Below are 13,113 nucleotides of genomic sequence, written 5' to 3'. Positions count from 1 at the left end.
GCCATGGCGTCACCGCAAAATATTTGGAGGTGAATCCCTAGAAATAGGGAACTAATTGGAAATTTCGACCATAATAAACTTTATTGTATTCTTTATATTAATTGCATTTACAATGGTATTTGTAGGATCTGAATTCGCGCTTGTAAAGGTGCGTATAACTAGAATTGAACAATTAATTTCTGAAGGAAGTAAATCAGCTAAAATTGTACATAAAATGATCAAAGAACTAGATTATTATTTATCTGCATGTCAGCTTGGTATTACTGTAACATCACTTGGATTAGGTTGGATTGGTGAACCAACATTTGAAGTTTTAATACATCCTGTATTAGACTTCTTTAACTTACCAGACGCATTAACAACAACTTTCTCCATAGCGATCAGTTTCTTAATTGTGACGTTTATCCATGTAGTAGTTGGTGAATTAGCACCAAAAACGGTAGCAATTCAACAGGCAGAAAGACTTACACTTGTCTTCGGCCGACCATTATATTATTTCGGTATCGTTATGAAACCGTTAATTTGGTCAATGAATGGCGCAGCACGTATTCTAGTTAGAGCAATAGGTATTCAACCTACTAACGAAGAACAAGCAATGTCAGAAGAAGAATTAAAGCTTATCATGACTCAAAGCTATCAAAGTGGCGAAATCAATCACACTGAATTAGCTTATATGCAAAATATTTTCTCATTCGATGAAAGATTAGCAAAAGATATCATGGTACCTAGAACACAAATGGTTACATTAACAGAACCATTTAATATTGAAGAATTATTAGAAATTATAAATGAACATCATTATACACGTTACCCAATTACTGAAGATGGCGATAAAGACCATATTAAAGGCTTTATCAATGTTAAAGAATTTTTAACAGAATACGCTTCAGGTGAACAAATAAAAATTAATAACTACGTACATGACTTACCACTTATTCACGAAGTTACAAGAATTAGTGATGCATTAGTGAAAATGCAAAAAGATCATGTGCATATGGCGTTAGTTATTGATGAATATGGTGGTACAGCTGGTGTCATCACGATGGAAGATATATTAGAAGAAATCGTTGGTGAAATTCGTGATGAATTTGATGATGATGAAGTAAATGATATCATTCAAACTGGTGAAGATACTTACCAAATTAATGGACGTGTAACTTTATCAGAACTAGAAGAAAAATTCGGAATTGAATTTGTGGATTCAGACGATATTGATACAATCGGTGGTTGGTTACAAGCACATAACCCAGAAATTGAAAAAGACGACTATGTCGATACAGAATATGATAAATGGGTTGTTATTGATGTTGAAAACCACCAAATTAAGACAGTTGCTTTACACAAAGATTTTATAAAAGAAAGAAAAAGTATATTTGACGAAGACGAAGAAGACGAGGATTAAAACGTGAGCAAAACTACATTAACATCATTATTTAGGTTTACAGGATATTTAGAAGGTGGATCATTACTGTTATTAGTATTTATAGCAATGCCTATCAAGTATATGTTGAGTAATCCAAATGTAGTTTCAGTATTGGGCATGATACATGGTGGATTATTTTCAATGTATGTCATTATGATATTAGTAATGGCACTGATTGTTAGAATTCATATAAAGTGGCCAGTCATTGCTTTTATAACAGCTTTTATTCCTTTTGGAACATTTATATTTGATCATTTCTTTATAAATGGCAAATCTTATGAAAAGATAACACAATCATAAATTGATACGAAGAGCATGGGACAAATATTTGGATCCTGTGCCCTTTTTTTATTGTATTAATTACAAAAGTCTGGAGAAGTGTAACTAAGAGCACCCATAGTAACAAAAGTCTGGAGAAGTGTAACTAAGGCGGCCGTTAGTAACAAAAGTCGGTCGAAGTGTAACTAAGGCAGCCCATACAAATGTCGTCAGAAGTCCAAAATAGACACATACTGTTTTGTTTTAATGAAGATCATCATGTAAAATAGGGAATATAGTAGATAGATTGAGAGAGGAACCATTTTTATGAGAATTAATAAATTTCTAAGTGAAGCTGGTATATGTTCGAGGAGAGGTGCTGATAAATGGATAAGTGCTAATCGCGTTCAAATTAATGACGAATATGCGACACTAGGGTCTCAAGTTGAAAGTACGGATGTTGTGAAAGTTGATGGTGAAGTCATTACAATTGATAAAGGTTATGTTTATATAGCACTTAATAAACCGCGTGGTATTACATCTACTACTGAGAGACATGTTAAAGGTAATGTTGTAGACTACGTCAATCACCATGAAAGAATTTTTCATATTGGTAGATTAGATAAAGATTCAGAAGGATTATTACTCCTTACTAGTGATGGGGATATCGTTAATGAAATCTTGCGTGCTGAAAATCATCATGAAAAAGAATATGTCGTTTCAGTAGATAAACCTTTAACGAAAGACTTCTTAAAGCAAATGTCTGAAGGTGTTGAAATTTTAAATCAAAAGACACTTCCAGCGAAAGTATCGCAAATTAATGATAGAACATTTAAGATTGTTTTAACACAAGGTTTGAATCGTCAAATTAGACGTATGTGTGAAACGTTAGGATATAATGTAAAAAAATTAAAAAGAATTCGCATTATGAACATTAAGCTTGATGGTATTAAATATGGTGAATGGCGTGATTTAACGAAAGAAGAATTTGAAGAACTGAAACGTTCGCTCGCTTATACACCTAAAAGAGACCGTATGACATCTAAATAAAGGGGATAATAAAATGGTTAAATTAAATAATAATGTAGAGATACCAGAATTAGGTTTAGGCGTATACAAAATTGAAGATGCTGATGTTGAGAGAGTAATCCACACTGCAATTGATGCAGGATATCGTGCGATAGATACAGCTTGGTTTTATAAAAATGAAAAAGCATTAGGCGAAGCTTTAAAAACAGTCAATATTAAGCGAGAAGATTTATTTATTACAACTAAATTATGGAATGACTTCCAAGGGTATGATGCAACTATTAAAGCGTTTAATGACTCATTAGAATCATTGCAACTTACGTATATCGATATGTATTTAATTCATTGGCCATGTCCTGAAGATGGATTGTTTATTGAGACGTATAAAGCATTAGAAACGTTATATAAAGAAGGAAAAATTAAAGCAATTGGTGTATGTAATTTTAAAGAACATCATTTAGATCAATTATTAGCTGAAACTGAAGTTGTCCCTGCAGTTAACCAAGTTGAGTTTCATCCGTTATTTAATCAAAAAGCATTACAAGCATATTGCGAAAGTAAAGGTATTAAATTAATGGCGTGGAGTCCACTAATGAGAGGTGGCGAATGGTTAAATAACGCAGATTTACAAAGTATAGCAGATCAGTATAATAAGACTGTTGCCCAAGTTATTATTAAATGGCATTTACAACAAGGTAGACTCGTTATTCCAAAATCTCAAAATGATAATAGAATCAGAGAGAATTTTGATGTATTTGATTTTGAATTGAGTGATGAAGATTTAGCCAAAATCGACCAATTAAATACAGATGAACGACAATTTAGAGATCCAGATGAAGTTAAAATTGGAGATATGAAGTAAAATATAGAACCTTCACTGATTTGTTTGAATTAAGATGTATTTCATATGCATCTTTTAGTAAAATAAAACTGTGGAGGTGTTTTATTTGTTTAAATTTAAAAAACCAAATCAACATGGTGTATGGTCAATGATTGTACTACCAATCGCATTCGGAATTGCAGCAACTGGTTTTACATACTTTCATTTATTATTGTATTTAGGTGTACTGGCATCTTATTTCATGAGTGACCAAATTTTCTTCTACTTAAAGAAAAGGAAGAAAATAATAGGTTATATTTATACGGCAGGCATATTTGCTTTGATTGTCGTCATATCTTTTGTACCAATCGTATTACATAAACCCGTTACGATATGGATTTTTCTACTGCTGGTACCTTTATCACTATTAAATGCCTATTTTGCTAAAAAGAAAAATGAAAGGGCATTTACTAATGATTTAATAGCTGTCTTGATATTCTGTTTATTTGGTGTGATCAGCGCGTTATTAAATGTATCTATAACAGATGTGGAATCTTGGTTACCAGTCTTTATTTTAAGTTTCTTATATTTCTTTGGTACAATTTTATACGTTAAGACGATGATTAGAGAGAAAAAATCTGTAAAATATAAATGGTCATCTTGGATTTATCATTTATGTATAGTTGTTGTAGGTTTCTTTATACATCCATTAGTTATGTTGATGTATATACCGAGTTTAATACGATCAATCGTTTTATATGGTAAGAAAATAAAAATTATGCATGTAGGCTTAATTGAAATAGCTAATTCAGTATTTGTATTAGTAGTTGGATCGATATTTTTACATTAAAAAAGCAACCATCCGCAGATGGTTGCTTTAACTTTATCTATTAATTGAAGATTAATTATTTTTTGATTAATTTCAAAATAAATGATAATACAAGAATTAAAATAATTGAACCGATTAGTGCTGGTATGATTGCGACTCCACCCCATACTGGACCTAGGTCTCCAAGTAAAGAACCACCAATCGCTGAACCAATTAAACCGGCAATAATATTACCGACTATGCCGCCAGGTATATCTTTACCTAATATAACACCTGCTAGCCAACCTATTAGGCCACCTACGATTAACATTAATATAAAGCCCATTTGAGTGTACCTCCTTATTTATATTTCTTATTTCTATATTTAAGTACCCTGTTATTCACTATGTGAAACATAATAAGAAGTTTTGAATAACTTTTGCCATAAAATAAACATAATATAAAAAAGGAACACTGGTATTAATAGAAACCAATGGGGCGTAAGGACAATCATACATATTAACGCCACAATCGATAATATCTCACCAACTAAACGTGGATGAATAAAGTATCGATATATACCATTTTGGTAAATTTTTGCGAGCCTTTTACCGTCTGATTCAATAGGTTCTGTGAATAACGATAAATAAGCAATGATTTGTCCAAATATAAATAAACTGACACCTAAATAAGGTACAGATTGATAAATTGAAAGTGTACTATCTAAGTAAACAATGTTTAAAGACATACTAAATACAATCGTAATGATATAAAGTACGAAATATTGATTTTCAATGTAGTTTGGAACGTATTTAATTTGAATCCATGTATGTAAAAATGCCCATATAAGTAACATAGTCGTTACTGCAATCGTGATGAAGTTGATTTCTTTGATGATTATAAAGGATATTAAACCATTCAAAGCAATTGTGATTGAAATAGCGTAATGATTGATACGCGATTTCTTATTCATTACTACAAAGTTATATGACATCAAGACGATACACAGAATGATATTAATTGAAACGAGGAATGCCATATCTGTCTCCTACCTTAAAATAGTCTCATCTAAGAATTATAACAATTTCTAAACATATAATCACTAAATATATGTTTTGTAAAAAAATTTAAAGACCCTTTGACAAAAGAATGAAACTTTAATAGTATAAAAGTAAGCTATCTTGTAATACAAAATAGCTGTAAAAATTGGAAGAGGTTATTAAGATGTCGACAATTAAGACACAGATGAGAAAAGGGTTATTAGATGCTTGTATTTTATCTATAATACAATCTCAACCAGTATACGGTTATGAATTATCTCGCAAATTAAATGAACATCAATTTACCGATGTAAGTGAAGGAACCATATATCCTATTTTACTTAGATTATTAAAGAAGGATTTTATTTATAGTGAGTTTAAGCATAGTGAACAAGGACCTAAAAGAAAATATTATTATATTACAGATAAAGGTCGCGAAGAATTAGAAATCGTACGAAAAGAATGGCTTGAAATTAAAGATCCTATTACTAAATTGTTAAAAGGGAGCAATGAAGATGTCTAGAACTACTAAACAACTCATCAAAGAAAACAACGAGAAGAGAAAGCAGCTAAATGAAACGGATTTAGAAGTTTATGAAGATTTCTTGTTATATGTTAGAACAGACTTGCGCGTAAATGAACATGAATCAGAAGTCATATTAATGGATGTTCTTGATCATTTATTAGAAGCTGTTTCGAATGGTACTACTGCAATTGAATTTTTCAGTCATGATGTTAAAGGTCATGCCGATGATATATTAAATGAATTACCGAATGAATCCAATAAAGCAATTTTAAAAATGGTAGGAATGGGTGTAGCGTACTTCTATAGTGTGTATTTTGTTATTACAGGTATAGTAGGTATATTTGTTGATTATAAGACACCACTTATATCTACACTTTTCCTATTACTTATTGTACCAATAGGTGGATTCTTTATTGTTAAAGCATTATTCAATATTATCCAAAGATATATCTTTGATAAATCTAAATATAAGAAAATAAAAGAATCAGCATATGCTGGACTATTAGTTGGTGTTATTCCAGCAATTCTAATATTAGTACCTAATCTTGTATTTAAAGATATGATGAAAGTTTATATTCCTTGGTGGATATTCCTAATATTAGGGATTGCGATTTATGTTATATATAAAGTTATGAAAAGACAGCCAAAAGCTGTATAAATAATAGACCAAAATAAATAAGCACATCACTTAATGAGCATTTTCAAGTTAGTGATGTGCTTATTTTATACTGTGTATGCTATTTCCTAGGAAATATTAAACACCTTTTTTATTGCTCCATAACAGTGTATGTAGCTGTGGTAGAACAAAAATATCATTTAAAGTATCATTCATTACTTTATCGATCAGTTGTTCATATTTTTCGAGTAATTTTTCAGTATGGTTTGAAACGCTATCGTCTAGATATGGATTACCTACTTGTAAATAGAACGGGATAGAAGGATATCGTTTGTGTATATCTTTAGCAAATTGATAGTCTGCTTCGTCAAAAATCACAACTTTAAGAGAAAGACTTTCTTCCACACATTGTGCGATAACTTCATCTAGTATTGTTAAATTAGGTTTCATACCTGAACTTGGTGGCTTAGGACTAATCGTTAAGTCATCGATTAGTGTCATCCATTCTTGGAATTTAGAGCCTTGAGTTTCAAGTGCGGTCTTTATATTTTTTGCTTTAAGTGCTTCTACAAAAGGTCCGATATTTTTAATCAGAGCAGGGTTACCACCTGATATCGTAACGTGTTGATATTTATTTGGAGCGAGTTGATCTAATTCTGAAATAATATCTTCTGGTTCAAGTAATCGGATATCATCTTTAGCAGAGCCATCCCATGTAAAACTTGAATCGCACCAACTACATCTATAATCACAACCACTTGTTCTAACAAACATCGTTTTTTGACCAATGACTGCACCTTCACCTTGAATCGTTGGACCGAAGATTTCTAACACTGGTATTTTAGGCATTGTTGTCACCTTTCTTAGTTGGACGATAAACGACGTAACTTGTAGGTGTTTCTCTCACAAATACTTGTACACACTTAGGTTGATTATCGCGCTTATCTAGAGATGCTTGAACGATATTATAAATAGTTTGAGCAACTTGTTCAGTTGAAGGACTATAATTTTTAAATTCTTCAAAGTCATTTAAAAGTTGATGGTCATAACGTTTATGAATTAATGATTTTAATTCGCTAAAGTTCACTAAAAATCCCATTTTATCTAATTCGTCGCCAGCAATTGTTAAATTTACAAAATATGTGTGTCCATGTACGTTCATACATTTACCAGCTTCTTCATGTGGAATATAATGTGCACTTGAAAAATTAAAGTCTTTATTTAGTTCGAAAGCATAAGGGTGTTGAACGCTCGGATAGATTTGTTGTAACATTATAAACTTCCTTTCGTTTCTAGGTATTGGTCTAATCCTTGTTTTCTTAATTTACAAGCAGGACATTCACCGCAACCATCACTCATCACACCGTTATAACATGTTAATGTTTTTTCTCTAACATAGTCTAATGCACCTAATTGATCACTTAGTGCCCAAGTTTCTTTTTTATTCAACCACATGAGCGGTGTATGAATGACGAAATCTTTATCCATTGATAAGTTAAGTGACAAGTTCATAGATTTAATAAAGCTATCTCTACAATCTGGATACCCGCTAAAGTCTGTTTCGCAAACACCTGTAATAATATGTTTAGCACCAATTTGGTACGCTAATGCACCGGCAAATGATAAGAATAGCAAATTACGTGCTGGCACAAATGTATTAGGTATGCCGTTTTCATCATTTTCTATTTGCATTGAATGGTCTGTTAGTGCGTTAGGGGATAGTTGTGAAAGTAATGACATATCTAGAATATGATGCTTTAATCCTTGTTCTTTAGCGATATCTTCAGCAACTTTAATTTCTAAATCATGGCGTTGGCCATATTGAAACGTCACTAATTCTACTTCTTTAAAATGTTTTTTCGCATAGAATAAGCATGTTGTACTATCTTGTCCGCCACTGAACACAACAACTGCTTTTTCATTTTTTAATGTTTCTGACATAGTGTCTCTCCTTTATAAAGGCATAAAAAAAGCCTGCCTTCTATAAAAAGGTAGACGTAGGTGTCTAGTTTTTTATAGAGGGTGTAAGCTAGTAACCTCTTAGTTTATTGAATATACAAATGATAATATAATCAAATTGTAAAAGCAAGTTTAGTATATGGTATGATTGACATGAAATTAACGAAAGAAGAGCGAATAAACATATGATTATAATGATAGATAACCACGATTCTTTTACATATAACATTATCGAGTATATTAATATACTGACGAAAAATGAACAAATAAAAATATTGAAATCTGAAGAGGCAACTTGTGATGTTGTACGTGCAATCAATCCAGATGCTATGATCATTTCACCTGGCCCTGGTCATCCAGATGATTATGTACAGTTAAAGGCGTTTCTTCAATCTATTTATACAGATATACCCATATTAGGTGTATGTCTTGGTTTCCAATTATTGATATCTACTTTTGGTGGTAAAGTCGTAAAAGGTCCACGTCCGGTACATGGGCATACAGCAACGATTAAACATGATGGGGAAGGTATTTATGAAGGATTGCCTGAATCATTTGAAGTCGCGAGATATCATTCTTTAATTGCTGACAAACACTATATACCTGAAGGATTTACGGTTTCAGCATGGTTAGAAGAAGGTATTCCGATGGCTATACGACATCAACATTTACCTATTGAAGCGGTTCAGTATCATCCGGAAGCAATATTAAGTGAATATGGATTAGAACAAATTGCGAATTTCTTAGTAAAGGCAGGTGTAGAGATTGAAGACGCATATACAATTTAAGTATATTTCAGACAGTCAAATAGAAGAGAAATTAGATTATAAATTTGAGAATCCAATTGTCATTAAATATGCGAGAACGATTGTAGAAGTATCAGAGCTTGTGCATGAAGCGGAGCGCTATCAAAAAGAAGGATACTATGTTGTCATGACTTTACCATATGAAAGTGCAGGAGCTTTTGATACAGCGTTAAATGTTTATAAAGCGTCTCAGCATTATGGGAGTATTCAAGTATTCGAACAACCCGTCTCACACTTTAATGATAAAACGCATCATACATATATTAATGAACATATTGAATGGCGAAGAACAGATTCAGATGAACGTTTAGCAAACAATATACATGCTATTCAAGATGAAATCAGACTTGGAAATACGTATCAAGTTAATTATACGACACAACTTGAATCAGAACCGATTCGTCATGGTTATGACTATTATCAATCACTCACAGAGGATGCTAATGGAGATTATCAAGCATATATTGAGCTTGAAGATGAAACGATTATATCGATTTCTCCAGAACTTTTCTTTCAATATGGTCCTTATCAACAAATGCCAAATACAGTATTAACGAAACCTATGAAAGGTACAATTTCGAGAGGGAATCATAAAGCAGAAGATCAAGCAAATTATGAACGACTGAAGCATTCTCAAAAAGATAGAGCAGAAAATGTTATGATTGTAGATTTGCTTAGAAATGATTTAAGTAAAATTTCTGAAGTTGGTACGGTTAATGCAATTGATTTATTTAAAATCGAACCTTATCAAACGGTATATCAAATGACCAGTACGATTCGAAGTCAATTGAAAGCACAATATTCATTATTTAAACTACTTCAAGCGCTGTTCCCATGTGGCTCGATAACGGGTGCACCAAAAGAATCAACGATGGCCATTATCAAACGATTAGAGAATAGACCAAGAGGTATTTATTGTGGAACGATAGGTTTGTTGTTACCTGATAACAGAATGATTTTTAATGTTCCAATTAGAACGATACATTCAAATTCAGAAAGAGCAGTTTATGGTGTTGGAGCTGGTATCACAATAGATTCAATTGCTGAAGCTGAAATTGAGGAATTCAAAATGAAATCTAAAATATTAGAAAGCAGACATGTAAATCTTATTGAAACGATGAGATTAGAAAATGGAATAGTCCAAAGACGTCACGAACATACGAACAGAATTTCTACAAGTGCTAAAACGTTAAATATTCGATTTAATAAAGATGAATGGGATACTATGCTTAATGATATGGTTAATACTTATGTAGATGGCACATATAAAATAAGAGTTGAATTAAATTCGGATGGTACATTTAATATTGAAACTTCACCAATAGTTGATTCAACTCAACCTTTAACCGCTCAGTTGTTACCGAGTACACCAGTTTCTTCTATATATACGATACACAAAACAACTGAACGCCAGCATTTTCAACATAATCATGATACAGATGTCATATTGTATTATAATGAAGAAAATGAAATAACAGAATTTGATATTGGTAATGTCGTTATTAAAATAGGTGATGCATATATCACACCTCCATATCATGGGCAATTTTTAAATGGTTGTATGAGGCAAGCGTTATTAAAAGATAACCTTATCGAAGAAAAAAATATTACTGTGGAAAAGTTAATCAAAGATATCGAAAGTTCAAATTGTGAAATTTACATGATTAACAGTTTGCGAGAATGGACAAAAATAGATTTAAAATTATGATGGTAATATATAGATACAAATAGTAAAATAGTAAACATCATATAAGGACGGGTGAAAATAGATGTTCTTAACATTATTATATTTAGTAATAGTGATTGTTATAGCATTTTACTTAAAGCGCATCGTTTTAAGTGAATTGAGAAAAGAAAAAAATAAGCAAAGTTTTGCGTATTTATATATTGGATTTGCCGTTGCAATTGTTTTTGTAGGCTTATTTGTAAATCAATTAACACATGTATTTATTGATTTAACAGATGTATTTTATCGTAAATAATGATGCTTTATATATAGCAGAATAGAATGAGGTGTCTTAAATGCGCATATATCCTAAGGGCGATTCTGCATTAACTGTAATGAGCGATCGTGAACCTTCGAGACAGCTAACGCATGAAATTAATGAATTTAGATTAGAAATATTAAGTCAAGATATGCCTTTTATAGATGAGGTTATACCTAGTGAAAATAGTTTAATGGTTGTGTATCATCCTTATAGCATGATGATGAATCATAATATCAATGAGCCATTTAAATATATGACTGAATTTGTAGAACGTATTATTTATCAGAAAAAGCAAGACATTAATGATAGAGAAGTTACAAAGGAATCGATTATGATAGATGTCGTTGTAGGTGGCGAATATGGTCCAGATTTCGATACGTTAACGGACTTGTCTGAAGAAGAACAAAGACAAGTGTTAGAATCTAGAACGTATTTTGTTTCAATGATTGGTCATACTCCAGGATGTCCTTATTTATCTGGTTTAAGTCATCGATTGCATTCAGGTAATGCACAGTTCAAACAATTTATCCCTAAAGGATCATTGTGTATCGAAAGAGATAAATTATTTATTACGACAACTGATACAAGTGGTGAATGGCCAGTCATTGGTTGGACGAATGTTGAAATATACGATAGACAAAATAATATTTGTAAGCTTAATTTTGGTGATGATGTCATCTTAAATATTGTAGATCAACTACAAAGCAAGGATGGAGGGTATAAGCCATGTCATTAATTATTCGAGAAGCTGGACTATACTCTTCGATTCAAGATTTAGGAAGGCAAAAACAACAACATATTGGCATTGTTAAAAATGGCTCAATCGATCAATTAAACCATAGACTCGCTAATATGCTTGTAGGTAATGAAGAAGGCGAAGCTTTAATTGAAATGACGATTAAGTTGCCGTCTATCCAATTTACAGAACCAACTTTAATCGCATTTACGGGAGCTAACTTCCCAGCATTTGTAGATGGTAAGAAAATAGCTCCATATAAAATTCATTTAATGGACAAAGGTGAAGTATTAAAGTTTGGTGAAGCATCTAAAGGTACGAGAGGTTATTTAGCAATTGCAGGTGGTATTGTTGCTGAAGAATGGTTAGGTTCAAAATCTACAAGTATCCGTTTAGAAATGGGTGGCTGCCACGGTCGTACTTTACAAGCAGGCGATGAAATTGAAATGTGCCGTAACTACACACCATTACAAAAAAAGCTATTTGAAAACCTAGAAGATAGCAAAACAGCTTCATGGGGTGTTGATCAATATACATTAGCGTTAAATTATTTAACAGATATATTCCATGTTATATCGGGAGAAGGTATGACGCACTTTAATGAAGCGGAAATCAAGCATCTAGAGAGTCAAGTTTATAAAGTATCTAATCGCTTTAATCGAACAGGATTAACATTAGAAGGGAACTCCGTTATTAATCGTAGAATTGTCGATCAGTCATTTTTAAGTGTTAAAAAAGGAACAGTTCTATTAAATGAAGGGAACCAACCGGTCGTAATGTTGAATGATCATCAATCATTATCGAGCTATCCTCAAATTGGAACAATTGCTTCTTATCATATCGATAAATTAGCACAAAAAAAGCAAGGTTCAAAACTCATCTTTAAGAAATTAACAATACAAGAAGCGGAACGCAATATGAGAAAGCATGCTCAATTCGTTAAGCAAATAAAAAACGGCATCAGATATAAATTAAATGAAGAATTAAACAAGTAATTTCCATGTGTGAATTGTGTCTATTGTGTGCACTTTTTACACATTTCTTATTTGTATTTTAGGTTTTTAGTTGAAATTTATTGTAAAATAGTATAAATTATAATACTGT

General features: G+C 31.9%; 17 protein-coding genes. 12 read left to right on the top strand and 5 right to left on the bottom strand.

The window, feature by feature from the left end:
* Positions 1-55: 55 nt before the first annotated feature.
* The 5 genes from LQ686_RS05755 to LQ686_RS05735 all read left to right on the top strand — a co-directional run bounded on the left by LQ686_RS05755 (position 56) and on the right by LQ686_RS05735 (position 4,380).
* Positions 56-1,402 carry a hemolysin family protein gene (locus LQ686_RS05755; RefSeq protein WP_025904746.1) on the top strand — a complete coding sequence of 449 codons (1,347 nt, stop codon included), beginning with the start codon at positions 56-58 and terminating at the stop codon, positions 1,400-1,402.
* Between the two features lie 3 nt (positions 1,403-1,405).
* Positions 1,406-1,723: a DUF3817 domain-containing protein gene (locus LQ686_RS05750; RefSeq protein ID WP_025904747.1), complete on the top strand. Its 318-nt coding sequence runs from the start codon at positions 1,406-1,408 to the stop codon at positions 1,721-1,723.
* A gap of 285 nt (positions 1,724-2,008) precedes the next feature.
* Positions 2,009-2,731, top strand: coding sequence for a pseudouridine synthase (locus tag LQ686_RS05745; RefSeq protein ID WP_151359446.1), 723 nt, complete (start codon positions 2,009-2,011; stop codon positions 2,729-2,731).
* A 13-nt stretch (positions 2,732-2,744) separates the two neighbouring features.
* Complete coding sequence (locus LQ686_RS05740; RefSeq protein ID WP_103362189.1) at positions 2,745-3,572, top strand: aldo/keto reductase; 828 nt, start codon at positions 2,745-2,747, stop codon at positions 3,570-3,572.
* 85 nt (positions 3,573-3,657) lie between these two features.
* The gene (locus LQ686_RS05735; RefSeq protein WP_103362190.1) at positions 3,658-4,380 is read left to right on the top strand and encodes a YwiC-like family protein; all 723 of its coding nucleotides are present in this window, start codon (positions 3,658-3,660) and stop codon (positions 4,378-4,380) included.
* A gap of 55 nt (positions 4,381-4,435) precedes the next feature.
* On the opposite strand, the gene LQ686_RS05730 is transcribed toward LQ686_RS05735, so the two are convergent.
* Both LQ686_RS05730 and LQ686_RS05725 read right to left on the bottom strand, forming a co-directional pair.
* Positions 4,436-4,684, bottom strand: a complete 249-nt coding sequence (locus tag LQ686_RS05730; protein WP_025904751.1) for a GlsB/YeaQ/YmgE family stress response membrane protein — start codon at positions 4,682-4,684, stop codon at positions 4,436-4,438.
* A gap of 51 nt (positions 4,685-4,735) precedes the next feature.
* The gene (locus tag LQ686_RS05725) at positions 4,736-5,377 is read right to left on the bottom strand and encodes a hypothetical protein (protein ID WP_037589261.1); all 642 of its coding nucleotides are present in this window, start codon (positions 5,375-5,377) and stop codon (positions 4,736-4,738) included.
* Between the two features lie 185 nt (positions 5,378-5,562).
* On the opposite strand from LQ686_RS05725, the gene LQ686_RS05720 reads away from it, so the two are divergent.
* Positions 5,563-5,901, top strand: a complete 339-nt coding sequence (locus LQ686_RS05720; RefSeq protein ID WP_025904753.1) for a PadR family transcriptional regulator — start codon at positions 5,563-5,565, stop codon at positions 5,899-5,901.
* Positions 5,894-6,562, top strand: coding sequence for a DUF1129 family protein (locus LQ686_RS05715; protein WP_158258735.1), 669 nt, complete (start codon positions 5,894-5,896; stop codon positions 6,560-6,562). The genes LQ686_RS05720 and LQ686_RS05715 overlap by 8 nt, the downstream gene beginning before the upstream one ends.
* 96 nt (positions 6,563-6,658) lie before the next feature.
* On the opposite strand, the gene queE is transcribed toward LQ686_RS05715, so the two are convergent.
* From queE to queC, 3 genes are read right to left on the bottom strand one after another with little or no spacing between them, the layout of a single operon-like run.
* Complete coding sequence (gene queE, locus LQ686_RS05710) at positions 6,659-7,369, bottom strand: 7-carboxy-7-deazaguanine synthase QueE (RefSeq protein ID WP_107565355.1); 711 nt, start codon at positions 7,367-7,369, stop codon at positions 6,659-6,661.
* Entirely contained in the window at positions 7,362-7,793 is a 432-nt protein-coding gene (gene queD / locus LQ686_RS05705) for a 6-carboxytetrahydropterin synthase QueD (RefSeq protein ID WP_025904756.1), read from the bottom strand. Before queD ends, queE begins: the two co-directional genes overlap by 8 nt.
* Positions 7,793-8,461, bottom strand: a complete 669-nt coding sequence (queC, locus tag LQ686_RS05700; protein ID WP_058591634.1) for a 7-cyano-7-deazaguanine synthase QueC — start codon at positions 8,459-8,461, stop codon at positions 7,793-7,795. The genes queD and queC overlap by 1 nt, the downstream gene beginning before the upstream one ends.
* 203 nt (positions 8,462-8,664) lie before the next feature.
* On the opposite strand from queC, the gene LQ686_RS05695 reads away from it, so the two are divergent.
* The 5 genes from LQ686_RS05695 to LQ686_RS05675 all read left to right on the top strand — a co-directional run bounded on the left by LQ686_RS05695 (position 8,665) and on the right by LQ686_RS05675 (position 13,004).
* Positions 8,665-9,267: an anthranilate synthase component II gene (locus LQ686_RS05695; RefSeq protein WP_103362193.1), complete on the top strand. Its 603-nt coding sequence runs from the start codon at positions 8,665-8,667 to the stop codon at positions 9,265-9,267.
* A complete protein-coding gene (locus LQ686_RS05690) occupies positions 9,245-10,993 on the top strand; it encodes a chorismate-binding protein (protein ID WP_107565357.1) in 1,749 nt (582 codons plus the stop codon). The genes LQ686_RS05695 and LQ686_RS05690 overlap by 23 nt, the downstream gene beginning before the upstream one ends.
* A 61-nt stretch (positions 10,994-11,054) precedes the next feature.
* Entirely contained in the window at positions 11,055-11,267 is a 213-nt protein-coding gene (locus LQ686_RS05685) for a hypothetical protein (protein ID WP_025904760.1), read from the top strand.
* Between the two features lie 40 nt (positions 11,268-11,307).
* On the top strand, positions 11,308-12,009 hold the full coding sequence (locus LQ686_RS05680) for a carboxyltransferase domain-containing protein (protein WP_103362195.1): 702 nt from the start codon (positions 11,308-11,310) through the stop codon (positions 12,007-12,009).
* A complete protein-coding gene (locus LQ686_RS05675; RefSeq protein ID WP_103362196.1) occupies positions 12,000-13,004 on the top strand; it encodes a 5-oxoprolinase subunit C family protein in 1,005 nt (334 codons plus the stop codon). Before LQ686_RS05680 ends, LQ686_RS05675 begins: the two co-directional genes overlap by 10 nt.
* Positions 13,005-13,113 lie beyond the last annotated feature (109 nt).

The organism is Mammaliicoccus sp. J-M41 (assembly GCF_022385935.1).
In the GTDB taxonomy this organism is placed as follows: Bacteria; Bacillota; Bacilli; order Staphylococcales; family Staphylococcaceae; genus Mammaliicoccus; species Mammaliicoccus sciuri_A.
The sequence above is the reverse complement of the archived record's forward strand: the minus strand, read 5'-3'. Positions and strand labels throughout refer to the sequence as shown.